Annotated in this window: 22 protein-coding genes and 1 pseudogene; 9 read left to right on the forward strand and 14 right to left on the reverse strand. The window is 65.2% G+C overall.

What is annotated here, in order from left to right:
- Window positions 1–218 precede the first annotated feature (218 nt).
- A complete protein-coding gene (locus tag GXP39_14785; GenBank protein ID NOZ29300.1) occupies window positions 219–1,592 on the forward strand; it encodes a dipeptidase in 1,374 nt (457 codons plus the stop codon).
- A gap of 404 nt (window positions 1,593–1,996) precedes the next feature.
- Here GXP39_14785 and GXP39_14790 read toward each other — a convergent pair whose 3' ends face one another.
- The 4 genes from GXP39_14790 to GXP39_14805 all read right to left on the reverse strand — a co-directional run bounded on the left by GXP39_14790 (window position 1,997) and on the right by GXP39_14805 (window position 8,266).
- Window positions 1,997–3,175 carry a threonine synthase gene (locus tag GXP39_14790; GenBank protein NOZ29301.1) on the reverse strand — a complete coding sequence of 393 codons (1,179 nt, stop codon included), beginning with the start codon at window positions 3,173–3,175 and terminating at the stop codon, window positions 1,997–1,999.
- Window positions 3,176–3,224: 49 nt separating this feature from the next.
- The gene (locus tag GXP39_14795) at window positions 3,225–4,118 is read right to left on the reverse strand and encodes a CehA/McbA family metallohydrolase (protein NOZ29302.1); all 894 of its coding nucleotides are present in this window, start codon (window positions 4,116–4,118) and stop codon (window positions 3,225–3,227) included.
- Window positions 4,119–4,302: 184 nt separating this feature from the next.
- Window positions 4,303–7,425 carry an alpha-mannosidase gene (locus GXP39_14800; GenBank protein NOZ29303.1) on the reverse strand — a complete coding sequence of 1,041 codons (3,123 nt, stop codon included), beginning with the start codon at window positions 7,423–7,425 and terminating at the stop codon, window positions 4,303–4,305.
- 70 nt (window positions 7,426–7,495) lie between these two features.
- On the reverse strand, window positions 7,496–8,266 hold the full coding sequence (locus tag GXP39_14805) for a hypothetical protein (protein NOZ29304.1): 771 nt from the start codon (window positions 8,264–8,266) through the stop codon (window positions 7,496–7,498).
- Between the two features lie 192 nt (window positions 8,267–8,458).
- Between GXP39_14805 and GXP39_14810 the strand changes: the two genes are divergently transcribed.
- The 5 genes from GXP39_14810 (at window position 8,459) to GXP39_14830 (ending at window position 11,754) form a co-directional block, all read left to right on the forward strand.
- Window positions 8,459–8,626: a hypothetical protein gene (locus GXP39_14810; GenBank protein NOZ29305.1), complete on the forward strand. Its 168-nt coding sequence runs from the start codon at window positions 8,459–8,461 to the stop codon at window positions 8,624–8,626.
- Between the two features lie 133 nt (window positions 8,627–8,759).
- Window positions 8,760–9,614, forward strand: a complete 855-nt coding sequence (locus GXP39_14815; GenBank protein NOZ29306.1) for a DMT family transporter — start codon at window positions 8,760–8,762, stop codon at window positions 9,612–9,614.
- 16 nt (window positions 9,615–9,630) lie between these two features.
- On the forward strand, window positions 9,631–10,092 hold the full coding sequence (locus GXP39_14820) for a hypothetical protein (protein ID NOZ29307.1): 462 nt from the start codon (window positions 9,631–9,633) through the stop codon (window positions 10,090–10,092).
- The gene (lysA, locus tag GXP39_14825) at window positions 10,085–11,437 is read left to right on the forward strand and encodes a diaminopimelate decarboxylase (GenBank protein NOZ29308.1); all 1,353 of its coding nucleotides are present in this window, start codon (window positions 10,085–10,087) and stop codon (window positions 11,435–11,437) included. Before GXP39_14820 ends, lysA begins: the two co-directional genes overlap by 8 nt.
- Window positions 11,422–11,754 (forward strand): hypothetical protein, encoded by a 333-nt coding sequence (locus GXP39_14830; protein NOZ29309.1) that lies wholly within the window; start codon window positions 11,422–11,424, stop codon window positions 11,752–11,754. The genes lysA and GXP39_14830 overlap by 16 nt, the downstream gene beginning before the upstream one ends.
- A 396-nt stretch (window positions 11,755–12,150) precedes the next feature.
- Here GXP39_14830 and GXP39_14835 read toward each other — a convergent pair whose 3' ends face one another.
- The 10 genes and pseudogenes from GXP39_14835 to GXP39_14880 form a co-directional block, all read right to left on the reverse strand.
- On the reverse strand, window positions 12,151–13,377 hold the full coding sequence (locus tag GXP39_14835; GenBank protein ID NOZ29310.1) for a DUF3179 domain-containing protein: 1,227 nt from the start codon (window positions 13,375–13,377) through the stop codon (window positions 12,151–12,153).
- A gap of 494 nt (window positions 13,378–13,871) precedes the next feature.
- Complete coding sequence (locus GXP39_14840) at window positions 13,872–14,159, reverse strand: hypothetical protein (protein NOZ29311.1); 288 nt, start codon at window positions 14,157–14,159, stop codon at window positions 13,872–13,874.
- 42 nt (window positions 14,160–14,201) lie between these two features.
- Entirely contained in the window at window positions 14,202–14,954 is a 753-nt protein-coding gene (locus tag GXP39_14845) for a sigma-70 family RNA polymerase sigma factor (protein ID NOZ29312.1), read from the reverse strand.
- 682 nt (window positions 14,955–15,636) lie between these two features.
- Window positions 15,637–17,946 carry a hypothetical protein gene (locus GXP39_14850; GenBank protein NOZ29313.1) on the reverse strand — a complete coding sequence of 770 codons (2,310 nt, stop codon included), beginning with the start codon at window positions 17,944–17,946 and terminating at the stop codon, window positions 15,637–15,639.
- A 10-nt stretch (window positions 17,947–17,956) separates the two neighbouring features.
- Window positions 17,957–18,322, reverse strand: a complete 366-nt coding sequence (locus GXP39_14855; protein ID NOZ29314.1) for a type II toxin-antitoxin system VapC family toxin — start codon at window positions 18,320–18,322, stop codon at window positions 17,957–17,959.
- Window positions 18,312–18,525 (reverse strand): annotated as a pseudogene (locus tag GXP39_14860) (Arc family DNA-binding protein). The gene GXP39_14855 and the pseudogene GXP39_14860 overlap by 11 nt, the downstream one beginning before the upstream one ends.
- A gap of 269 nt (window positions 18,526–18,794) precedes the next feature.
- Entirely contained in the window at window positions 18,795–19,661 is an 867-nt protein-coding gene (locus tag GXP39_14865) for a metal ABC transporter permease (protein NOZ29315.1), read from the reverse strand.
- Window positions 19,654–20,517: a metal ABC transporter ATP-binding protein gene (locus GXP39_14870; protein NOZ29316.1), complete on the reverse strand. Its 864-nt coding sequence runs from the start codon at window positions 20,515–20,517 to the stop codon at window positions 19,654–19,656. Before GXP39_14870 ends, GXP39_14865 begins: the two co-directional genes overlap by 8 nt.
- Window positions 20,514–21,530, reverse strand: a complete 1,017-nt coding sequence (locus tag GXP39_14875; protein ID NOZ29317.1) for a zinc ABC transporter substrate-binding protein — start codon at window positions 21,528–21,530, stop codon at window positions 20,514–20,516. Before GXP39_14875 ends, GXP39_14870 begins: the two co-directional genes overlap by 4 nt.
- 5 nt (window positions 21,531–21,535) lie before the next feature.
- Complete coding sequence (locus GXP39_14880) at window positions 21,536–21,985, reverse strand: transcriptional repressor (GenBank protein NOZ29318.1); 450 nt, start codon at window positions 21,983–21,985, stop codon at window positions 21,536–21,538.
- Window positions 21,986–22,278: 293 nt separating this feature from the next.
- Between GXP39_14880 and ndhC the strand changes: the two genes are divergently transcribed.
- The 3 genes from ndhC to nuoD all read left to right on the forward strand — a co-directional run bounded on the left by ndhC (window position 22,279) and on the right by nuoD (window position 25,202).
- A complete protein-coding gene (gene ndhC, locus GXP39_14885; protein NOZ29319.1) occupies window positions 22,279–22,635 on the forward strand; it encodes an NAD(P)H-quinone oxidoreductase subunit 3 in 357 nt (118 codons plus the stop codon).
- A gap of 215 nt (window positions 22,636–22,850) precedes the next feature.
- Window positions 22,851–23,399 carry an NADH-quinone oxidoreductase subunit B gene (locus GXP39_14890; protein ID NOZ29320.1) on the forward strand — a complete coding sequence of 183 codons (549 nt, stop codon included), beginning with the start codon at window positions 22,851–22,853 and terminating at the stop codon, window positions 23,397–23,399.
- A gap of 33 nt (window positions 23,400–23,432) precedes the next feature.
- Complete coding sequence (nuoD, locus tag GXP39_14895; protein NOZ29321.1) at window positions 23,433–25,202, forward strand: NADH dehydrogenase (quinone) subunit D; 1,770 nt, start codon at window positions 23,433–23,435, stop codon at window positions 25,200–25,202.
- The last annotated feature ends 2 nt before the right edge of the window (window positions 25,203–25,204 follow it).

Consider the following 25,204-nt stretch of genomic DNA (forward strand, 5'->3'; position numbering starts at 1 on the left):
TCATCCTGATCTCCTTGGTGTGGACGTGTTAGTATACGACTATGTTAGCAAACTCCCCCTTTCTTTGTAAACCTATATCAGGACGACACAACCCCCCTCAGACACCTTGCCGGTACATTTTCAGACACGCCCTTAGATGCCTATGGGGGTCAGCGTGCTGACCCCCTGCTTTTGGGAAACGAACCGTCAATGGAAAGTCGGAGATAGGGAGAAGCCATATGTCAGAACTCGATGCTGCCATCAACTACGCCAGGGAACACGAGCAGGCCTTCCTGGAAGATCTGAAGGCCCTGCTGCGCATTCCGTCGATCTCGGCCCTGCCCGAGTGGAAACCTGATATCCAACGGGCAGCCGAGTGGATCGCAGCCCAATTGCAGGACCTCGGCTTCGACGCCGTCCAGGTCATGCCCACGAAGGGACACCCGGTCGTGTACGGCGAATGGTTGAAAGCCGGCCCGGACGCGCCCACCATCCTCTTCTATGGGCACTATGACGTGCAACCCGCCGACCCCCTGGAGCTATGGGAGACCGATCCCTTCGATCCCCAGGTGCGCGGGGATAACATCTTCGCCCGCGGGGCCTCCGACATGAAGGGACAGGTGGTCGCCCACCTCAAGGCCATCGAGTCTCTGATCCGCACGACCGGGCTGCCAGTCAACGTGAAGTACATGATCGAGGGCGAGGAGGAGATCGGGTCGCCCAGCCTGGGGGCTTTCATCGAGGAGCACCGAAGTCTGCTCTCATGCGATCTGTGCCTGAACGGCGACTCGGGCATCCTGGCCCCGGATCTCCCCTCCATCGTCTACGCGCTGCGCGGCCTGGCCTATTTCGAGATCCACGTCCAGGGCCCGGCCAGCGATCTGCATTCGGGCACCTTCGGCGGCGTGGTGGAGAACCCGGCCCAGGCGCTGTGCCGACTCATCGCCGGGATGAAGGACGAGCGCGGCCGAATCACGCTGCCCGGCTTCTACGACGATGTGCGTCCGCTGAGCGAGGAGGAGCGAGCCGATCTGGCGAAGCTGCCGCAGACGGATGCCTGGTGGCAGGAGCAGACGGGCGCCCCGGCGCTGTTCGGCGAGGAGGGATACACGGCCACCGAGCGAGCGACCGCGCGGCCGACGCTGGACGTGAACGGCCTGCTCAGCGGATTCATCGGCGAGGGCACGAAGACGGTGCTGCCCTCGAAGGCGATGGCCAAGATCTCGATGCGGCTGGTGCCCGACCAGCACCCGGACCGGATCCACGAGGGATTGAGGGCCTACCTGGAGGCCAACGCCCCTCCGACGATCACGTGGGAGCTGGAGTACATAGCCAGCTGTCTCCCGGCGATCGTCGAGCGGGATTCCAAGGCCATCCGGGTCGCCAGCCAGGCGCTGGAGGCCGTGTGGGGCAAGCCGCCGCTCTTCACGCGGATGGGCGGCAGCGTCCCCGTGGTGGGCATGATCAAGGAGCTGTTGAACGTGGACAGCCTGATGTTGGGCTTCGGCCTGCCCGACGACAACCTGCACGCCCCCAACGAGAAGTTCCACCTGCCCAACTTCTTCCGGGGGATTGAGACGTATATCCGGTTCATGCACGAGATAGCAGTCTGATCGTCGCCACACCACGCCTAAGAGTGTCTCTGAGAAATGCCATTGCTTCTGCCGTGGGGAGGCCCGGAGGGGCGGCGGAGCCCCTCCGGAAAAAGCCTTTCTCCCGCCTTCAACCTGCCTGGCCTCGGCCTGGGCCCTTCGGAAAGGGCCGAGAAAGGCAGGTGCAGGCAGGAAAAAATAGGCTTCCGTGGAGGGGAGATCCCCTCCACACCACCCCCTGTAGAGCTGGTAGCTGAGGGAGACCCTCAGACACCGTGCCGGTAAATTTTCAGATACGCTCTCAGGGGGAACTCTCCTCCATACCTCCCTCTGGGGCGCGCCTACCGTGAAGACGCGACGAGGCCCCCGATCCGTCGGGGGCCTTACTGCTTCCAGCCGCTCATGAGATGGCCCGGGGAACCGCTCTAGCGATCCCCCTGCAACAGGTGCGCGTATTTCAGCCCGCTCCCGGTCAGGAAAAGTACCACCCGCTCATCGGGGGCGATCCATCCCTGAGCGAGCAGATGCCGGAGGGCGGCCAGGGTGGCGGCGGCCTCCGGAGCGACGAACAGCCCCTCCACGCGACCGATCTCCCACAACGCATCCAGGATCTCCTCGTCCGAGACGGCGATGGCCGTCCCGTCGCTCTCCCGAAGCGCCCGCAGGATGAGGAAATCGCCGATGGCCGATGGGACCCGCAGCCCGGCGGCGATGGTCGCCGCATGAGGCCAGGGTTCGGCCGTCTCCCGCCCGGCCTCGAAGGCCCGCACGATGGGGGCGCATCCGGCGCTCTGCACGCTCACCATGCGCGGGCGCTCCGGCCCGATCCAGCCCAGCGCCTCCATCTCCTGGAACGCCTTCCACATGCCGACGATCCCGGTCCCCCCGCCGGTGGGATAGATGATCACGTCGGGCAGGGTCCAGCCGAGCTGCTCGGCCAACTCGTACCCCATCGTCTTCTTTCCCTCCACCCGATACGGCTCACGCAGGGTTGAGACATCGAACCAGCGCCCTTCGGCAGCTCCCTCGCGCACATACCGGGCGCAGTCGGTGATCAGGCCGTCCACCAGCGTGACCTCGGCTCCTAGCGCTCGCATCTCCGTCACGAAAAGCGGAGGCGCATCACTGGGCAGGAAGATGTGAGCCGGCAATCCGGCGCGGGCGGCATAGGCGGCCAGGGCGCTGCCCGCGTTCCCCGCGCTGGGGATGGCCAGGGCCTCGACACCCAACTCGGCGGCGCGAGCGACGGCCAGGCACAGCCCCCGAGCCTTGAAGGAAGCGGTCGGGTTGGCGCTCTCATCCTTGGCATACAGGTTGGCCAATCCCAGCTCAGCCCCCAACCGCTCCAGCCGCAACAGGGGCGTGAACCCCTCCCCCAGGGTCAGCTGGTAGGCGGGATCCCGCACCGGCAACATCTCGGCGTACCGCCACAGCGTCGCCGGCCGATCCTGCAGCGCATCGACCGGGAATCCGGCGCAGGCCGCCGCCAGATCGTATCGGGCCAGCAACGGCCGTTCACAGGCCGGGCAGACGTTCCAGAGCCGATCCGCGTGATAGCTGGCCCCACACCACGAGCATTCCAGATGCGTCAAATAGGTCCGCATGCCCCACCATCCTCACCGCAGGATCACCCCGCCCGCTTTCGCCGGGCGATCAGGGCGCCGGCATCCCATTCTGCTGCGCCCACACCGGCTGCGTCCACGCCGATCGCCCTTCGAAGTCAACCACCTCGATCCGGAAGTACTCCTGACGCGGGTGCAACGTCACGGTCACCTCGGTGATCGGCTTCCCATCCCAGGCATGCACGGCGTTGGGACAATAGTTGTAGCCCCCGGTCACGTACACCGAGCGGGCAGGCGAGCACCGCACGGTCACATCACGTCCGTCCAGCGTCACATCATGGATCTCCGGCCCCATGCTGGCGTAGAAGGCCCCCGCCCGCAGCGCGTCCAGGATGGCCCTCGGCTCGTTCTCAGCCGTCCGCACCACCACCCATCCCTTCCCGTGATCCGGATAACGCCAGTGACAATCGTCCACGGCGAGGCCCCAGATGCGCTGGCCGCGTCGGAGCAACAGATCCCAGTGGACCAGCGAGTGCCCCTTCTGGATCTCCAGCCAACAGCCGGTGTTGAAGATCTCGATGCCCACGTGCCCATGCAGCGGGCGCAGGTCCTCCAGGGAATGATCGTGCCAGTACGGGTGGGCGATAAAGGCCAGCCCACCGGCCGCGTTGACCGCGTCGATGACCGCCTGCGGGTCCTCGCCGACGGCGATCGGCATCTCCGTGATCCCCAGGGCCACCACGTGATAGCCGACGTCGCCGCGCTGAGCGCTGATCTCCACGCCGGGGATCAGCGTGATGGGCGAGCCATCCACCGGCGGCGTGACCTGGTTGTGATCCGTGATGGCCAGGAAATCGTGGCCCTGTCCGGCGAACCAGTCGACGGCCTCGGCGGGGCTTACGCGACCATCGGAGGCCGTCGTATGCGTGTGCAGGTTCCCCTTCAGCCACACGCCCGGCTGGCCGAACGGAGGAATGGATGGCATGGATCACCTCCCAGCTCTTTGCAGTTCGCAGGGGCACACGGCCGCGTGCCCCAGGGGAAGCCCCTCCGAGCCACCCCAGAGATGCGGGGCCACGCTTCCGTATCGCTTAACTTGATACCTAATGAGGGCACACAGTCGCGTGCCCCCATCGTGCGATCGAGGCAACGCAGGCGTTACCCCGACATCACCCGAGGCGCAACCGCAACGTCCGGATCTGATATGGCGTGATATACAACGTGACGGCGTGGCCGTCAACCACGTCCAGCTCCGCCTCGTTCCGCTCGATGAGGTCGGTCTCCCACGCGGCCTCGATCGGCCGGCTGCATCGCAGCGTCACCGGCCCGCGCTGACGGTAGCACTCGTACAGGCGCAGGATCACGCCGTCCCCATCCTCGGCCTGCTTCACCGTCTCCAGGATGACGTTGGGCGCGTCGACCTGGAACAGGCTGTAGGCCAGGGGGAGTTCCCCACCCTGGCCGGTGAACGGTCGGACCACCAGGGGATCGTTCAGCTCGTAGCCGGCGCGCACCGTGCCGTTCCGCCAATCGCCGGAATGCGGGAACAGGGCATAGGTGAACTCATGCTGCCCCTCGTCCGCGTGGGGATCGGGGAAGTTGGGAGAGCGGAGCAGCGACAGCCGCAGCACGTTGTCCCGTACATCGTTTCCGTACTTGCAATCGTTCAACAGGGAGACGCCGTAATCGCCCTCGGACAGATCGGCCCACTTGTGCACGGCCGTCTCAAAGCGGGCCCAATCCCACGACGTGTTGCGATGGGTCGGTCGCTCCACGTTGCCGAACTGGATGTCGAACGTGGCTCGCGGTGAGAGGACATCCACCGGGAAGGCGACCTTGAGCAGAATGTCCTTCTCCCGCCAGTCCACTCGGGTGTGGAACTCCAGGCGGCGGCTATCGGCGTCCAGCGAGATGCGCTGCTCGATGGCGGAGTTCAGCAGCTTCAACCGCACGCGCAGCGTCTGGCGCAGCGGCCCTGCCTCGATCCGCTCGATCTCACCCGGTTCCTCCACCGTCCACATCTTGTCATCGAAGTAGACCTCCACATCCCACGCGGGCCAGTTCATCGGCTTGTCCTGGAAGGCCTGGAACTGGTTGGCGACGGCGCCCTCCGGCAGCACCTCCCGGTTGTGGTCCTTGTCGAACAGCCGGACGAGCTCACCCTTCTCGTTGAACTCCGCCCGGAGATGGGTGTTCTCCAGCACCAGCGGCTCCGCCGGGGCCGACGCCTCCCCCTCCTCCGGCGGCGCGTCCACGATCTTGTACACGCGATAGCCGGTGGCCGGGACATGCGCCTGGAAGAGGATGCGGTCGCCCGATCGCTGCATGGGCGCCAGCGCGTCGGTCTCCGCGTCGGCCACCGCCTTGCCCTCCGGCACCCAATCCGCGGGCACGTCGATGATCCCCCGCCGATCCCAGCCCAGCGCGTTGTAAACCAACAGCCCCGGCCGCCCGGCGGAGAGGCTCGTCGCCGCCGCGATGCGATCCAGCGCCTCGCGCAGCGCCAGCCGCCCGATGGATAACACCTGCTCGTACTCCCGGGTGCTGTCCTCGTACACCTCGTGGATGGAGGAGCCCGGGATGATGTCGTGGAACTGATTGCGACAGATGATGGTCCACGCCTCGGTGAAGTCCGCTGCCGGATAGGTCGCGCCCAACAGCGCGGCGCCCACCGCGGCCAGCTCCGCCTGGTGCATGAGCACCTCGCACTTGCGGTTGTATCGCTTATTGCGGGCCTGAGAGGTCAGCGTGCCCCGATGGTATTCCAGATACAGCTCCCCGTTCCACGTGGGCAGGTCCCGAGCGTTGCGCTCCAAACTGCGGAAGAACTCCTCCACGCTGCCCTGGCGCACCTGCGGCGTGCCGGGCACGGCGGCCAGGGCGCGGGCCCGCTCGATCATCTCCAGGGTGGGGCCGCCGCCGCCGTCGCCGAACCCATAGGCGGTCAGCAGCTCGTCGTGGTGCTCCTTCTGCTGGTAATTCTCCCAGGTGCCGATCGCCTGCTCGCCGGTCATCATGGCATTGTAGGTGGAAGCGTAGGCGCCGGGATCCGGCGTGGTGATGAAGTGGGTCAACACCCGGGTGCCATCCAGGCCCTGCCACCAGAAGGAGTCATAGGGCAGGCGATTGTACTGGCTCCAGCCGATCTTGATGGTCATGAAGTAGTCGAGGCCCGCCCGCTTGATGAGCTGGGGCAGCGCCCAGGCGTAGCCGAACACGTCGGGCAGCCACAGGACGGGGCTGTCCTCCCGGCCGAACTCCCGCTGGAAGAAGCGCCGGCCCAGGAGGAACTGTCGGGCCAGCGACTCAGCGCCGGAGATGTTGCAGTCCGCCTCCACCCACATGCCGCCGATGAGCTCCCAACGTCCCTCCGCCACCCGCTGTTTGATCTGCTCGTACAGGTGCGGGTAGTCCTCCTTGACGTACTGATAGAGCTGGGGCTGCGACTGGGTGAAGTGGAACTCCGGGTATTGCTCCATGAGGCGAAGCATGGTGGCGAAGGTGTGCGCCGCCTTCTCCCGCACCCGCTCCAGGGTCCACAGCCAGGCCACGTCGATGTGTGCGTGGCCGGTGGCCACGATCTTGACGGGCATCGGATCGTATCGGGCGAGGCCGGCCTGCAGCGCCTCCCATGCGGCGGCCACCGATCCGTAGAAGTCGCCGTTGACGCGGAAGTCCAGGAGCTGGAAGGCGTCGTCCAGGGCGTTGAGGATGGCGTGGCGGGCGAAATCGTTCTCGTCCATGGCGCGGGCGGCCTGCAGCGCGGCCTCCGCCGTGTGATAAAACCGCCGCGTGGCCATGTCCACCGTCACCAACTCGACGCCCTGGAAGATCTGCTCGAAGGGCCAGGTGGGGTTCCAGCGATGCATGGTACACCAGGCGTGCAAAGCCAAATCGAATCGCTCTCCGCCCTGCGCCGACTCGGCCAGCAACAGCTCCTTGTGATTGCGATCGATGCCCTGCACGGCCACGCCGTTCAGATAGGCCAGGGCTTCGGAGTGCACGGGCGCCATCGGATGGCTGAGGGCAACATGCGCAGCCACCCGCTGCCCGGCCCACTCCTCCGGGATGCGAAGCTCCGCCCGGAACCAGCGCCACTGATCCCAGCCGCCCCACATTTGCCCGTGCTCAATGATGGGCCAGGACGACGCATCGGCAGCGGCGCCATCCAGCAGATCCTCCGGGCTGATGCGCACGGTGACCGGCCTGCGCTCCCGGTAGATGCGCGCCTCCACGTCACGCAGCAGGCGCTCCAGTTTCTCCACGGTGAATCGGATACGATGTTTGCCCATTCGTCACCTCTATTATTGCGGTGTTACGTATTGCGTGTTGCGTATTGCGTACCGCGTATTGCGTTACGTGTTACGCTCCCCGCCCGACGTCTATCGTCACCACCAACCCGATGTGATCCGACGGGAACTCCCCGTCCTGGTCCGGCTGATCCGCCACCGGCTCAATAGCTCTCAGGTAGGGCACAAGCTCCGGGCTGGCCCAGGCGTAATCGATGCGCTGCCACGGCCCATCGGATCGATAGGTGTACCCGGGCTCGCGCGGCCTCAGCGCGGCCCACACATCTGTCCAGCCGGCATCGCGCAGCATCGCCATGGGCGCCTGATCCGGCAGCTCGTTCAGGTCTCCCACCAGCAGGCGAGGACCGGAAAACCGGTTCAGATAGGAAAGGGCCTCCCGCACGTTGCAAACCCGGGCCGCCCGGCTGAGTGATAGATGGGTATTGAAGAGGTGGAACAAGCCGTCCGGCAACTCGAAATGCGCGTGCAGCACGATCCGCTGGTGTCGATCCTCCGGATCATCCGAATCCCGGGAGAGGCACACCCAATCACGGCCGGCGAAGGGGATCCGGGACAGGAAGGCCAGCCCCTCCCACGCTCCAGTGGGGTAATACATGGCGGGCTGGAAGGCCAGGTGCGGGTACTCGGGGAGCCGGGCGGCGATCTGTTGCGCCTGGTTCAGCCGCTGCCCATCATCGTCCCGCTCATCCCGTTCGGGATCGCTCCGGATCTCCTGAAAGGCCACCACGTCGGGGGCCGCCGCGCGCACCGCCTGGACGATGAGCTCCCGGCGTCGCGGCCAGGGCTCGTTGTAGTTCCAGATGTTCAGGCTCATCACACGCATGGAGTTCTCCAGCACGAGAGTTCAAGGTGGACCGGCACCGGCGCTCCATCGCCAGCGGCCGGCGAGGCGGCGACAGGATACCATGACCGCAAACAGGGAGCAAGTACAGATCCGATGACACACGGCCGGAGGCTTTGCCCGGAGGGTAGGCCTATGCTATAATCGCGCCAGCATCGTATAGGAGTGCTGCGAATGGCGAAGCGCCGCCGCCGAAGCGCGGTGAGTCGATGGCAACAGTGGGTGTTCTGGGGGATCAGCCTTCTGGTGGTGCTGAGCATGATCCTGGCGTACGTGCTGACGGGTTCGCCACCTCCGCCGCCACCTACGCCGACCCCCACGCCCATTGTCCAGGCACCGTAATCGAAGAGGCTGGTCCGCCCCACGCGGCCGATCGCCGCGCGGGCTCACGCGGTGTACGAGATGATCTTTCGTCGCCTGTGCGATCTTCCACAGGCGACGAATTTTTGGGCTCGCCCTCCCGATAGAAACGCCCATGACACAAGACGAACGAATCGGCCTCCTCTGGGGCGCCCTCGCTGTGGTCTTCTTCTCCACAAGCCCCGTGCTCACCCGGTGGGCGGCCCCGCTCTCCCCCTACGAGATCACCGCGTGGCGCCTCGGCGTGGCCGCCTGCGCTGTGATCGGGCTGGCCCGCCTGAACCGGCAATCGCTGAGGCTGCCCAGGGAGGATTGGCGCCGATTCCTGGCGTTTGGCCTGGTGACCGCGCTCCATTTCCTGTTCTATATCGCCTCCCTGAGCTTCACCACCATCGCGCACTCGTTGGCCCTGGTCTACACGGCGCCCATCTTCGTCACCATCGCCTCGGCCTGGTTCCTGCGCGAGCCGATCCCACGGCGCAAGTGGGTGGGCGTCATCATCGTCGTGCTGGGGGTCGCCGTCCTGGTCGGGTTTGAGCCCCAGATGAGCCGCCGCATGTTTATCGGGGACCTGCTCGCGCTGGGCTCGGCCATCACGTTTGGGCTATACTCCGTGGCCGGACGCTCGCAACGCACCCAATACCCGCTGTTCACCTACGCGAGCGCGGTGTACGGGCTGGCCGCCTTCTGGATGCTGCCGGCCGCGGCGTTGACCTTCACGCCCTCCGGCTACGGGGGGCGCCAGATCATCTCCCTCATCGCGCTGGGGATCTTCCCGCTGGGCTTCGGCCACACCCTTTACAACGCCGCCCTACGACGCACCCATGCCACTTATGTAAATCTCATCGCCACCCAGGAGGTGACCGGCGGCATCCTTTTGGGCGTGCTGTTGCTGCGCGAGATCCCCAGCCTGAACGCCATCGTCGGCGCGATCGTGACGCTGATCGGCATCGCATTCGTCATCGTGTAAGCAGGAGGAGGGGAACATGACGGGATTCCAGCTCGCCTCCATCGCGGCGATCATCTTCTCGGGCCTGTGCCTGGTGATCGGCTTCGTATGGATCATGGCCGGCCGGGCGAAGTGGCAACGTGACGACCAGGCCGCCCCCACGCTGATGTCGGAGGAGATCGATGACGAGACCCTCATCGAACGCACAGCCTTCCGGGGCAAGGCCGTAGGCGCCTCCGGCGGCTACGAGATCAGCTTCGGGGAGATCCTCGAGATGCTGCGAGAGGGCCGATTCTACGAGGCAGCCCCGATCCTCCTCGCGTTCGTCGGCCTGTTCGGGATCCTCTGGTCCATCGGCCTGATCCTATTAGCCTTCCAGCAGACGATCATCGGTGCGATCATGCTGGCCATGGCCGCCTACACCACAGTGCAGACGACCCGATCGTTCCGTCGCTCCTCCCACGCACCAGGCGAGGGTCAAGACGCAGATGATGAATAACCTCTCCTCGTTACAACACATCCTGCCGATGACGGCGCAGGTGATCGACGGTCGGCTGTGGGTGGCGGGCTGTGATCTGACGGCGCTGGCCGACACGTATGGCACGCCGCTGTACGTCTACGATGCCGCCACGTTAGAGGCAGCGGTGGAAGCCTACGCGTCGGCCCTCCGTCGGCATTATCCGGGCCCCTGGGAGATCGCGTACGCGGCCAAGGCCTTCTGGTGCCTGGCGATGGCCCAATGGGCCTCGTCACGCGGCCTGGGGCTGGACGTGGTCTCGGGCGGGGAGCTGGCCATCGGTCTGCGGGCGGGCTTCCCGCCGGAGCGCATCCACTTCCACGGCAACTATAAGACGGACGCCGAGCTGGAGATAGCGCTGGACGCGAACGTCGGGCGCATCGTCCTGGATCACGAGGGGGAGATCGAGCGCCTGGAGCGGCTGGCCGCGGCGCGGGGGACCGTGGTGGAGGTCTGGCTGCGCGTCTCCCCGGGCATCGACGTTCACACCCACGATTACGTCGTCACCGGCCGCGCGGATACCAAGTTCGGGATCCCATTGATGGGTGGGATGGCGAGGGAGGCCGCCCGGCGCGTCCTGCGCTCGCCTCACCTGCGGCTGGTAGGGTTGCACACGCATTTGGGCTCCCAAATCCTCGATGCGACGCCCTTCGCCCGCGCCGTGCACACGCTCCTGGACCTCGCCGCCGACCTGGAGGACGAGGGGTTCACACTTCGGGAGTTGAGCCCCGGGGGTGGATGGGGCGTACCCTATCGGCCGGATGACCCGCCCACCTCCGTAGACGCCTACATCGCCGCCATCGGGGAGGCGGTGGTCACGGGATGCCGCGAGCGCGGATGGCCGCTTCCCCGGCTGGTGATCGAGCCCGGGCGCAGCCTGGTCGCCCGGGCCGGCATAGCGCTGTATCGGGTGGGCAGCGTGAAGCGCCAGCCGGGACGCACCTACGTGCTGGTGGACGGCGGGCTGGCGGACAACCCTCGCCCCGCGCTGTACGGAGCGGCTTACACGGCGCTGCTGGCGAATCGAATGGAGGAGAAGGCTACAGAAACGGTGGCGGTGGCCGGGCCATACTGCGAAAGCGGCGACATCCTGATCCGGGAGCTCAGGCTGCCTCCCGCCCGGACGGGAGACCTGCTGGCCGTCCCGGTGGCGGGGGCGTATCAGCTGAGCATGGCGTCCAATTACAACGCGGCGCGACGGCCGGCCGTCCTGTGGCTGGCCAACGGACGGGCTCACCTCATTCGGGAACGCGAATCATACGAGGATCTGATGCGACGGGATCGGCCGTTGCCGGCGGAGGGAAGCGGTTCATGGCGAGACAGGTGAACTGCCGCTACTATTACTACGACTACTTCCGGGGACAGGAGCGAGAGGAATGTCGGCTGATCACCCGGAATCCGCACTCCCGCCCGTGGCGCCGGAGCCTATGCGACACATGCCCGGTGCCGGGGATCCTCCGCGAGACGAACTGCCGCCACCTGGTGTTGGAGGCCACCGTCGTGCGCAAGTGGAAGCTATTCGATCGGGTCGAGGTCTTCGCCGTGTGCACAGGGGCGATGGAGGAACTGCGTGACCCCCGACACTGCCCATATTGCGCGGAGGAGGCCGACACCGGGTCCTCGTCGCCATCCGGCCAGGATTGACCCCTCTTGCGTCTCCCCAATCGGCTACAAACCGACTCCAAGCGCTCGATCGAACGATAACGGTCCTCTAATCCGACATGGGATCGGCAGGGACGTAGCGACACTGCATCCCATTGATATCAAGTTAAGCGATACGGAAGCGTGACTTCGCATCTCCGGGGTGGCTCGGAGGGGCTACCGCCTCTCCGAGGAAATCTATTTTCAGCCCCTCACCTGCCCCGTGGGGCCAGAGGCCATCGGCCAAAGCTCCAACCAGGCAGGGAAGAGGCGAGAGAAAGAGATTTTCTGCGGAGGGGCTTCCCCTCCGCACCTCTCCTTTCATTCGAGCCATCGGCTTTCATTATGCTCCCCCACACCCCAGAGGGGCATGGGCTCCTCCATCGCATCACATACCTATCATGGCCGATAGACACGTGTATCCGGCCGAAACGCGGCCCACGAGAACCAGAAGTGGTTGATGTTCACAACAGGAGTTAGCTGTTTCCCGGCCAGCTTGCCGCCAACGGCCCTGCCCAGCACATTCCACTCGCTGTTCGTCTGATCATCAATGACACGCTGACCGTCGTATCGGAACGTGAACACCTCGCCCTCCAGCTTCCGAGAGAACACATTTGCTGTGCCGACATCGCGCCCCTGCGCCACAGCGCCCACGTCCAGCGGCGATGCGATGCCCGGAGCCCAGAACACGACGATCGGGATGCCTCCCACCACATCGTTCACCACATGAACCCGCTGCAAGATGTCATAAGGGTACGCCACAGCCTCGCCGTTCAGATCCACGGTCACCACACGAGCCATGGCGGGCAAAACACCCGGCGTCTCGGGCCCGTCGTACAGGAACGGCGATTGATCCACATCATCGTAGCCGACATATGGATTGCGGCCGTAAGAACGCCGGTAACCGGTCTCGCGAGAGAGCACTTTGCCGTCGGGGTAGACGGTCTTGAAATCCGCCCAGGAGACGATCGCGGCGGGCAGAGGCATCAGACGACGCCCGGCGAAGTCGCCCGCTACGGCCTCGCCCGACGCCTGTTGCCACCAGGATTCCGTCTGTCGATCGTACATAATCAGATTGCTAAAGCGCAGCCGACCCGTGGTGCCGAAATCCAGAGCCCGTCCTCCAACCATTCGCTCAAAGGCGATGGCTGTATTGCACAACGGACAGAAGGTGACCACGACAGGGACGTTCCCCACTCGATCGTTGACGATCTCATGCCATATCAGGATCTGGATTGGATAGGCCCGCACATCGTCGCCCACCTGGAGCAGGATCACCGGCTCCCGGGGTTCGAGCCACGCATCGGCTTCCTCCACACCAACGAATCGAGGCTCGTCGATGGCCGGGATGCCGTCTTTGGGCGGCCCTCCGGACAGGATCTCCCGATATGAGACGGTATGTCTCGTGAAATCGGTGGTGAACTCTTCCTCGGCGCCGGCCGGAGGTGGCTCATCTGGGGACAAGAGCTCCTCCGCTCCAGGCGATGACTCCACCGGAGCAGGGGAGAAATCCGCCTCGTCAGAAGTCGAGGGGATCGCCAGCGAACTCCTCTCCGGGGCCGAATCTCCGGTGGGAAGCACCAGCGCGCAAGCCCCCACAATCAAAGCGAACAATACGATGCCCATCGATATGCTCAGTCGCATCAGTTTCCCTCCCACACGATCACGGCGGGAGATCCCGCCGCGCGTTCAGCCTCCACCCGGGAGATCCGTAAACACAACGCCTTGCGCTGCAATCCCAGCGCTCATGAGCATAGACGTGGCAAACCGGTGAACTCTTACTCACAGAACAGGGAATGAGAGAGGTGAGGGCACACGATTATGAGGGGAGCATACTCACAAGAGGAAAACAACCAGGAGAAGCCTCCGCCCATCTCGCTCAGAGCATGTCTGAAAATTTACCGGCAAGATGTCTGAGGGTCTCCCTCAACCCCGGCTCCACAGGGGGAGGTGTGGAGGGAACCTCCCCTCCACGGAAATCCCACTTTTCCGGCCTGTACCTGCCTTTCTCGGCCCTTCCCGAAGGATCCAGGCCGAGGCCAGGCAGGTCGAAGGCAAAAGAAGGGCTTTTTCCGGAGGGCTCCCCACAGCAGAAGCAACGGCATTTTTCAGGCACACTCTCAGGCAACGGCTTTCAGGGCAAGAAGAAGCGCCTCGAATTCCTCTCGGCAATCGTGGCAGCGATTCAGATGATCCTGGACTAAAGGCATCGCCTCGGCCGCGTCCTTGCCGGCCAGGGTCAACTCCACGAATCGATCCAACTGCTCGAAACACTCGTCGCAACCGATCTCATCCGGGCGCGTGGACAGGATCCCCCGGACCATCTGCCCGAGGGTCTCGGGATCGATCGGCATCCCGCCCGCGGGATCCTCCCGGCGGAAAACCTTGCGCAGCCACCGTCGAATCATCTTCCTCCCCCATCGATTCAGATGCCGCGAAGCGTCCTGCTCTTACCCCTCCGGCGGGCCAAACGCCGTCAGCAACTCCTCCGGCGACATCCCCTCGGCGATCATGCGGCGCTTCAGCCGCTGCCGGGCGTCATGCAGAAGCTTGTACAGGGCGTTGCGGTTGGTGCCCATCCGCCGCGCCACCTCCTCCAGCGGCATCCCGTGAATCCGCACGGCGACCAGGGCCAGCCGCTGCCGCTCGGTCAGCTCCTCCCGGATCATGCGGCCGAGCATCTCCAGCAACGAATTCTGCACCGCCCGCTGCTCCGGCCCCACGGCCGGGTCGGTCAACAGGCGCGGGACGAATCCGGCGCCGGCGGCCTTCTCCACCATCGCGTCCAGAGAGCGATCCCGCCATCGGCGGCGCCGCAGCTCCGTGAAACTCACTCGCACGGCGATCTTCTGCGCCCAGGTGGTGAAACGGCTCTCCCCCCGGAAGGAACCCAGACCGCTCAGGACCTTGAGGAGGGCCTCCTGCACAAAGTCCTCCAGGTCGGCCTCGCGCACGCCGTGGTCGGCCAGCGCGTATCCCAGCCCGCGCAGAAGGATGGCCCGCAAATCCGCCAGGGCCTCGTCACGCTGAGGCCCGCGCAGGGCGGCCAGCCACTCCTCGTTGGTGCGTTCGGCCATGAGGTCCCCTCCCCAGATGAGGGGCATTATAGCATGGCCGCGCTCGCGTGGGCAATCGATGATGAAATGAGGCAGGAGCGCCCACGCTGCCAACAGGCCGGGCATGAGAGCCCGGTCTGCTGACATCCCACAAGCACCAAGGGAGGGCAGATTTCCATATCTGCCCTCTACCATTGAAAGCAGCGGCAGCACCCACGCTGCCACCCGGCCAGCAGAGGCGGCTATGGAAAGCCGCCCTACTGCTATGATGTCGATCGCTCGGAACTCGTCAACACCAAGGGAGGGCAGATTTCCATATCTGCCCTCTACCTTTGAAAGCAGCGGCAGCTCCCACGCTGCCACCCGGCCGGACGTGGAGGCCCGGCCTGTTGGCATCCCACAAGCACCAGGTGAGGGCAGATTTCCCTATCTGCCCTCACCCCCGGAAATCGTCAGGCTGCTATGATATCGATCGCTCGGAACTCGTCAGTCCGGCTCGTGGCCCAGGTGGATGACCAGTCACCCGGCCGGGCATAGGAGCACCAGGGGAGGGCAGATTTCCATATCTGCCCTCTACCCTTGAAAGCAGCGGCAGCTCCCACGCTGCCACCCGGCCGGGCATGAGAGCCCGGTCTGCTGACATCCTACAAGCGCCAGGGGAGGGCAGATTCCCATATCTGCCCTCCCCCTTGAAAGCAGTGGCAGCTCCCACGCTGCCACCCGGCCGGGCATGAGAGCCCGGTCTGTACAAGCACCAAGGGAGGGCAGTATGGCAGAGGCGGCTATGGAAAGCCGCCCTACTGCTATGATATCGATCGCTCGGAACTCGTCAGTCCGGCTCGTGGCCCGGGTGGATGATCAGCCGATCCAGATCGCGCACGGTGACGAAGGGCACGTACCCCTTGGCCCTCGATCTGGCGTAGGCGTCGTCCACGTGCACCGGCGTGGTGGCGTAGTCGATGGTCAGCACGAGCTTGCCGGCGCGCTTGAACACATCCAGATACCGCTCCAACTCCGCGGTCACCTCCGGCGGCGTGGGCCGGTCGTCCCCCTCGTAGCCGTAATAGATGTCCTCCTGGCCGATGCCGTCCACGCTGTCCAGGTATCCCGGCACCCGCGTCGCCAGTTCGGGCGCGTTCTGCACGAAGATGTAGAAATCGGGATCGCGCCGGCGGGCATGAGCGGCGATGGCGGCTACGAAGTCGACCATCTCCCGGGCGGCCGACGTGCGACCCCGATCGGCGTAATACTCGTACGCGTCGATGAGGTCCAGGTACGCGCCATCGAATCCAGCATCGAGCAACCGATCCGTATATTGAAAGATGATCGCCTGCCAGGCCGGGTCCCAGTAATGCACCTTGTAGTTGCCCGGCCAGTCGGGATTCTCCCCATCCAGCCACGGCGGGTTGCCCGGGCGCCAGTCGTCCTGCCAGTAGAAGCGGTAATCCTCCGCCTCGCCGATGCTCATGTAGGCCAGCACGATCTTCTCGCCGCCGGAGCTGTGCTTCAGCACCTCAATCTGCGCGGCCGTGAACTCGCCCGCCTCCGTCCCATCCGCGGAGTAGTCCATGATGACCAGATCATAGGCCGTCGCACCGATGGCGGCCAGGTCCAGGTTCTGGAGCTGATACAGGAAATCGTTCACCAAGGAAAGGGCGGACGACGCGGAGCCCCCGGGGCCGCGCAGGATCACCGGCAGGAAGGCCCGGATCTCGGGCGGCCGATACTCATACGGGCCGATATCCGGCGCGCTCCCCACCGGCCGCGGGCGGCCGTCCAGGTCCCTGGGCGGCGCCCAGGCCGCGATCCCCGCGTCCACCGCGGGGCTGTCGGCCGTCAGATGGAAGTCCTTGCCGGCCGCGTTCACGAACAGCGGATCCGCGTAGGCGCTGTGCTCTCCCTGGCCGGATCGGGCGAACCAGGTGCCGTCGTTGATCTGGGCGCCGCTGAAGCAGGTGCCCGCGCCCAGGAAGTCGGCGCAGATGACGTCAGACTCCCGATAGGGGTTGTAGTAAAGGTTGTGGTCGGCCTGGAGCCGGACGCCGGACGAGAAGAAGACCGTCGTCCCGCCCATGACCGGGTTGTCGTTATAGAAGATGGTGTTGTACAGGCGGACGGGGGTCTCCGCGGCGTAGTCGTCCTCGCCGAACACGGCCAGGTAGCCGTACGTCCGCCGGTTGGCGATCAGGCTGTTGGTGATCGTGTAGCTGCCGCCGCCGGAGAGCACCAGATTGGTCAGGCCGGCGTCCACGGCCAGCCCGTTGATCAGGCTGCTGCGCTCGCCCCATAGCTTGATGTTGTTGCGAGCGTTGTTCCGGGCGATCACCCGGCGCAGGGTGGTGCCGGTGGACTTGAAGTCGAAGCCGTCGCCCGCGTTGCCCGACGCCTCGCAGTCCTCCACCAGGATGTCGTCGCCGCGCTCGATGGCGATGCCGTCCGCGGCGGTGTCCCCGCCCCCCGAGCCGTTGTTCATGGCGCGCACGCGGCGCAGGACCCAGTGCCTGCACGGCCCGATCCCGCAATCCATGCCCACCAACGTGTTATCGTGGATGTAGACGTCCTCCACGGTAATGTAGTCGCTGTCCTGGTAGAACTGGATCGCGCCGGAGCCGCAATCGTAGAACTCGGCGTTCCGCACCGTGATGTGGTCGCTATCCCGCCAGGAGGTGATGCAACTGCCGTCCCCGCCCTCGTCGTGCCAGTGGCGCATGTTCAGCCCGACGATGGTGATGTGGGACACGCCGTCGCCCAGGTCGAACGCATATTTCCAATCAATGCCCTGGCCGTCTAGCCAGACCGTCTCGCCCGGGTAGGCCGCGTAGGTGATGGGCCGGCCCGGCTCGCCGGAGCGGGTCAGCCGGACGTGTTGATGGTAGACGCCGCCGCGCACGTAGACGGTATCGCCGGGCTGGAGCACGTCGGCGGCGTGTTGCAGCGTGGCCCAGGGCCGGGTCAGCGTACCGGGGTTCGCGTCATCGCCGTCGAGGGCGACGTAGTAGGTGGACCCGAGGAGGCCGGCCGAGCGCGCGGCGACGACGGGGGACGAGCCGCTCACCGGCGGCGCCGGCATGCAGGCATCCCACAGGAGGATCAGCGCCAGCAGGAGCGGAACGAGCCTGCCGGGCATTGGCCCAATCATCACTCCTCCTTTAAAGCGCCGTCTGCAACTGCTCGTCGAAGGTGACGAGAGGGATCCCCAGGGAGCGCGCCAGGTAGAGATAGGCGGCGTCGTATGTGGTCAGGCCCGTCTGCAGGGAAAGAAGCAAAACGGCCTCGTGATCCACCTCCACCCGATGAAGATCGAGTTGGAGTCCAAGGCTCACGGCCTTAAGAAGCTCTTCCTTTTGCTCGGGATACTTCAGTATCTTCTTACGGGCGATGCGGATCAGCTCGTAGTCGAGGAGTGAGGGGGCGTAGAGATCGGATCCCTGGAGGAGGGAGAGAGCTTCCTCGGCTCTCGGTTCTCCGAAGAGCAGGGCTCCCAGGACGGAGGCATCCACGACCTTAGCGGGCATCCCGGTCCTCCCGGATCATCCGGGCCGCCTCCGACTCGGTCTGAAGCCCCAGTTCCCTGACGCGTCGATAAGCCTCCTCCAGGGTGAGCCGCCTCCTCCAGGATGGTCAGCAACTCCCCTTGCAGTGAACGATGATGACGCCTGGCCCGCTCCCGCAATCGCTCGACCAACTCCTCAGGCACGTTCTTGATGGACAGGTTGATAGCCATCGTCACCCCCGAGTGGTTCCATTTCAGATGCATTATAGATCCTGCCAGGGAGTCGGTCAAGCCACTGTCTTCAGCGGTGATGACTCGCATCTCACCGCGGAGTCGCAGAGGGCACTGAGGAGGGAAGATAAAGAGAGCCGCTCATAAGAATAGGCAACACCCGCTTCCTAAAAAGCGTGTTTTGTAGGGGCGACGCATGCGTCGCCCCTACCGTGAGGAAATCGCCTGTGTTACCGAGGCGTGGCCGGATCGGCCGGGTGGGATTACGAGGAGGCCTGCCGATCGCGCAGCCGCTGCCATACCAGGCCGCGGCCGGGCGCCAACAGGAACGCCAGCAGGAACAGCGCCGTGCAGGTGAGCACGATGGCCGATCCCGACGCGATGTTCATGTAGTACGACAGGTACAGGCCGACGACGCCCGAGCCCGCCCCGATGAGCGCGCCCAGCACCATCATGACGGGCAACCTTCGGGTGAGCATATAGGCCGTGGCCGCCGGCGTCACCAGCATGGCCACCATCAGGGCGATGCCAACCGTCTGCAACGAGACGACGATGGTGATCGCGATCATGACCAGCAACAGATGGCGGAGGAAGGTGTCCGGCAGCCGCAATGTCTCCGCCAGGATCGGGTCGAAGGAGATCACCAGGAACTCCTTGTAGAAGGCCAGTACCAGGAGCAGGACGAGCCCACCGAAGATCGCCGTCAGATACAGGTCCGCGTCGGTCACGCCCAACACGTTCCCGAAGAGGAAGTGGGTCAAATCCACCGTGTAACTGCGCACGGACGAGATCAATGCGATCCCCAAGGCGAACATGCCGGCGAACAGGATGCCGATGGCCGTGTCCTCCTTGATCTGCCCCCCGCGGGTGATGGCGCCGATCCCCAACGCGGTCCCCACGCCGGCCACCAGGCCGCCCCAGAACAGCGGCCCCTGCGCGCCGCCCCCCAGCAGGTAGGCGATCGCGACCCCCGGCAGGATGGCGTGGGCCAGCGCGTCCCCCAGGAAGGCCATCCCGCGCAGCACAACGTAGGTGCCGACCACCGCACACACGGTGCCCACCAGGATGGCGGCCGCGAGGCCCCGGATCATAAAGGTGTAGCGCAACGGCTCGATCAACCACTCAAACATGATCCGCCCCCGGGCTACAGCAGGTATCGGGCACGACCATCGTGCCCTGCTCGGTGTTCAGCGTCGTGAGCCGACCGCCATATGCCGCCGCGAGGTGGGTGAGATCCAACACCTCTTCGGCGCGCCCGATGGCGATCAGCCGCCGGTTCAGCAGCAGGATGCGATCGAACCGATCGGCCGCCTGGCTGAGATCGTGAGTGGAGATCAGGACCGTGACCTCCCGCTCCCGCAACTGGTCGAGGACGTGCAGGAGGGCCTCCTGCGAGGGCATGTCCAACCCGGTGAACGGCTCGTCCATCAGCAGGATCTCCGCCTCCTGGGCCAGCGCCCGGGCAATGAAGATCCGCTGCTGCTGCCCGCCGGAGAGCTCGCCGATCTGGCGATCAGCCATCTCCTCCATGCCCACCAGCCGCAGGCTCTCATGGACGATCTCCCAATCCCTGCGACGCGGCCATCGCAGCAGCCCCAACCGGCTCACCCGCCCCATCATCACCACATCGGCCACAGTGACGGGGAAGGACCAGTCCACCTGGTTCCGCTGCGGCACATAGGCGATGCAGATGTGGCCGCCCGGCTCGTGGCCGTAGATATCCACCCGGCCGGACGTGGGGTGCAGGATGCCAGCGATCACCTTGAGAAGCGTGCTCTTCCCCGCGCCGTTGGGCCCCACGACCGCCACCCGCTCGCCCCGCTGCAGGGTGAAGCTGATGTCCTCCAGGACGGGCGATCCACCGTTGTAGCGCACGGTGACGTTCGTCAGCCGAATGACCGGCTCGGCCTCCCGATGCGGAACCGGTCGCTGGAAAAGCTGCGTGATCCCCACGCCAGAACCCTTCCCTCTCCCTCGTCTGCTCATGAACGGGTCAACCCCTTCACAATGGTCTCCACATTCGTACGCATCATGCCGATGTAGTCCTCCGCGCCGCTCCCCGGCTCCCCCAACGACCCAATGTAAAGCGACAGCACGCGAACGCCCGCCTCCTTCGCCAGCACCTGGGTCATGCGAGGGTTCGTCGTCCGCCCGACGAAGACGGCCGGCACCCCCGCCTCGCGCACCTGAGCCGTCAGCCTGGCCAGGTCAGAGGCGGAGGGCTCGGCGACGGTGCTGAAGCCGGGGATCACCGCGCCGATGACCTGGAATCCGTAGCGGGCGGCGAAGTAGCCGAACGCCAGGTGATCGGTGACCAGCTTACGCCGCTCCGGCGGGATGCGCTCCACCTGCTCACGGATGTACGCGTCCAGCTCTCGCAACTGCTGACGATACGCCTCCGCCCGCGTCGCGTAGTCGGACGCGTGGGCCGGATCCAGGGCGGACAGCGTGCCCTCGATGTTGTCCACCCACACGAGGACGTTGTTGGGATCGAACCAGGTATGGGGGTCCGGCCGACCCGACTCCCCGTGCTCCGAGGAGTTCATCGTCAGCGTCTGCACGCCCGCGGATACCGGCACCACCGGCTGGCCGCGATCGGCGGCCGCCCGGATGGTCCGCTCCAGCCCCTCCTCGAGCCCCAGGCCGTTGATGAAGATCACATGCGCCTCCGAGATGGCGGCGATGTCCCTGGCCGTCGGCTCGTAGCTATGGGGATCCTGTCCCGGCCCCATGAGCACCGTCAGATCGATGAGGTCGCCCCCCACATGCGCCACCACATCGCCGACGATGCTCGTGCTGGCCACCACGTGCAGCCTCTCCCCATCCTCCAGCGCCACCGGCGTCAGCGTCGGCAGAGCCTCCTGGCCGCCCTCCTCGGCTTCTCCCGCCGCCTCCGTCGGCGCAGGTCCCGCCTTCTCCCCGGAGGCGCACCCCGCCACCCACACCATGCCGATTAATAAAATGAGCAACAGAGCCCGATACACGGACCGCGATCCCATGATGTTCAACTCTCCCGGATATTCTGGCACTCATGACACAGCCCGAAGAACTCCACCAGGTGCCCCGTGATCCGGAACCCGGAGGAGGCGGCCACCTCCTCCGCGAGCTCGACCAGCGGGCACTCGGGCAGCTCGACCATGGAGCCACAGTGTGTGCAGATCACGTGGTGATGATGCCCTCCCCGCACGACCATGTACCGTTGCTCCCCCTTGCCCAACGGGAGGGGACGCAACAACCCCAGCAGGACCATCTGATGGATGGTGCGAAAGGTCGTCGCCCGCCCCAACGGCCGGTACAAGGAACGGGCCCTCTCCCATATCTCCTGGGTGCTCAGATGCCCGGGATACTCGCTCAGCACCTGCACGATGGCGAGACGGGGACGGGTGAGCTTCAACCCGTGTTTCGCCAGTTGCTTCGCCAGCGGCAGATCAGCCGCACTTCGATGATCCCACATCGCCCCATCCGTAAATGATACTCAATCTCAGTACATCGAGTATAACACAGGGGCAGGGAAGGCACAAATACGCTGGCGACGTCGGGCCCTTCGTGGCAGTGGGTCGATGCTGCGCCTATGTCGGCATCGCCCCATCCCCGCCGGGGCCCAGAACGGTTACGGCGTCCCCCCTTCTTTGACACCTTCTCCGTTTTGTAATAGAATGCACGAAATTTCGAGGGAATAGGGAAAGGGATCGAGGTGCCAGCCGTCTCTCTTTCGGCGCGGCCGGCGCTATCACTATGGGAGGGAACATGCTCGTCGATTACGTGCCGATCCTGATTTTGCTCTTCCTCTCCACGGCGTTGGCCGTGATCGCTTTGCTTTTTCCCACCCTGTTAGGACCTAAGCGTCCAACCCCCACCAAACTGGAGCCATACGAGTCGGGCTTGCGGCCCTTCTCTCTTCCCCGTCGCCGCTTCCCCGTGCACTACTACATGGTGGCCATCCTCTTCGTGCTGTTCGATATCGAGGTGCTCTTCCTGTATCCGTGGGCCGTCCTCCTGCGTCGCCTGCGCTGGTTCGGCATCATCGAGATGGCCGTCTTCCTGGGGATCCTGCTGGTAGGTTACATCTACGCGTGGCGAAAAGGGGGATTGGATTGGCTGTAACGCCCACCAGCGCCTGCCGGGCGTTTTCCACCGGCAGTTGGATCTGACCTCACCGCCTCGATCCATATCGCTCAGAGCGAAACAACCGATTGCATATCCTACCCGATCAGGGTTGACGACGCCGACGGGACGAAAGTTTTGTCAGAGGAGCTCAACCGAAGCCGGAGATGAAAGCGAGGCGGAAGCCACAGGCATCCGCCCATGAGGAGCGAGCGATGGAGCATGACTTTTCCCTGGCCGCAGGGCAAGAGGGCATGAACTCGCAGGGATATGTGCTGACCACTCTGGAACAGATGATCAATTGGAGTCGGCGCTACTCGGTCTGGCCGCTGCTGTTCGGCCTGGCCTGCTGCGCCATCGAGATGATCACCTCCGGCACCAGCCGCCACGACATCTCCCGCTTCGGCTCGGAGGTCTTCCGGGCCTCCCCACGACAGGCGGACCTGATGATCGTGGCCGGGCGGGTGTCCAACAAGATGGCCCCCGTCATCAAGCGCCTGTACGACCAGATGCTGGAGCCCAAGTGGGTCATCGCCATGGGCATCTGCGCCTCCGCCGGAGGGCCCTTCAACAACTACGCCATCATCCAGGGGGTGGACAAGATCATCCCGGTGGATGTGTATATCCCCGGCTGCCCTCCCAGGCCGGAGGCCCTCTTCTACGGCCTGGAGAAGCTGCAAGCCAAGATCTCTCGTGAGCGGGCGGCCATGCGCGGGGACCTCCCCTGGCTACGCAAGCAGGCCGCCATGCCGGAGGAGGGGTAAACCGTGGCTTATAGGGCCATGAGCGAGACGGTCATGTCAGTCCCCTATAGCCCCGACGTGGAAGGGGAACGCCGGGTGGTCAACGAGCTCCAGAGGCGCTTCCCGGACGCCGTCCTGGCGACCGAGGAGTGCTGCGGCGACCAGATCGTGACCATCCAGCCCGACCACCTGCTGGAGATCGCTCGCTTCCTGCGGGACGATCCGGAGATGCGCTTCGATCACTGCGTGGACGTCACCTCCTACGACCGGCTGGGCCTGGGCGAGGAGCCCCGCTTCGTAGCCGTCTACCAGCTTCACTCCATTCCCTTCAACCGCCGCCTGCGGCTGTTGGTCCCCCTATCCGGCCGGGACAAGCCCACCGTCCCCTCGGTCGTGGATATCTGGCCGACGGCTAACTGGCTGGAGCGAGAGGTCTACGACTTGATGGGGATCCGTTTCCAGGGGCATCCGGACCTGCGCCGCATCCTGATGCCCAACGATTGGGAGGGACACCCCCTGCGCAAGGACTACCCGCGCGGGGGCGAGCCGATCCCCTTCACGGTAAACTGGTCCGACCCGGAGTTCGAGAGCCTGGGCCGCCAGATCCTTCGGCCGGAGATCCCGCCGCAGGAGATCCCCCCGGGCATGAACCCGGAGCAGCACCTGATCATCAACATGGGGCCACAGCACCCCTCCACCCACGGCGTGCTGCGGCTGATCGTGGAGCTGGAAGGGGAACGGGTCGTCCGGGTGACGCCGGACGTGGGCTACCTGCACTCCGGCTTTGAGAAGCAGGGGGAGAGCGTTCGCTACAAGGATTTCGTCTACTACACCGACCGCCTGGATTACACGGCGGCCATGAACAACAACCTGGGCTACGTCCTGGCCGTCGAGAAGCTGCTGGGGATCGAGGTGCCGCCGCGGGCGCAGGTCATCCGCGTTATCGTGGCCGAACTACAGCGCATCGCCGCCCACCTGGTCTGGCTGGGCACCCACGCCATGGACATCTCGGGCACCATCCACGCGCTGCTGATGTACGTCTTCCGGGAGCGGGAGATGATCCTGGACATGTTCGAGATGATCTGCGGCGCCCGGCTGACCACCTCCTACATCCGCATCGGCGGCGTATGGCGCGATCTACCGCCCGCCTTCGAGTCCCGGGCGCGGGACTTCCTGGCGCTGATGCCCGCCCGCCTGGACGAGTACGAACGCATGCTGACGGACAACCCCGTCTGGCGCAAGCGCACCCAGGGGATCGGCAAGCTGACGGCGAAGCAGGCCATCGCCCTGGGCGTCACCGGCCCCCTGCTGCGAGCGGCCGGCGTCCCCTATGACCTGCGCAAGGTGCGCCCCTACTCGGGGTATGAGAACTACGATTTCGAGATCCCGACGTCAACCGACGGGGACGCGTACGCACGCTACCTGGTGCGCGTGAACGAGATGCGCCAGAGCCTGCGTATCATCGAGCAGGCTTTGGACAACCTCCCCGACGGGCCGTACAAGACGAGGAACCACAAGGTGGCGTTGCCCCCACGGGAGGAGCTGGACACCAGCATGGAGGCTCTGATCCACCACTTCAAACTGGTCACCGAGGGGCTCAAGCCGCCGCCCGGACAGGTTTACATGAGCACGGAGAATCCCAAGGGAGAGTTCGGGATCTTCATCGTCAGCGATGGCAGCGCGCATCCATATCGGCTGCGGGTGCGCGGCCCCTCCTTCGTCAACCTCCAGGCGCTGGACCCCATGTCCCGCGGCCATCTGGTGGCGGATCTGGTGACCAACATCGGCTCCGTGGACATCGTGCTGGGCGAGGTGGATCGGTAAAG

Source organism: Chloroflexota bacterium, from assembly GCA_013152435.1.
In the GTDB taxonomy this organism is placed as follows: Bacteria; Chloroflexota; Anaerolineae; order DUEN01; family DUEN01; genus DUEN01.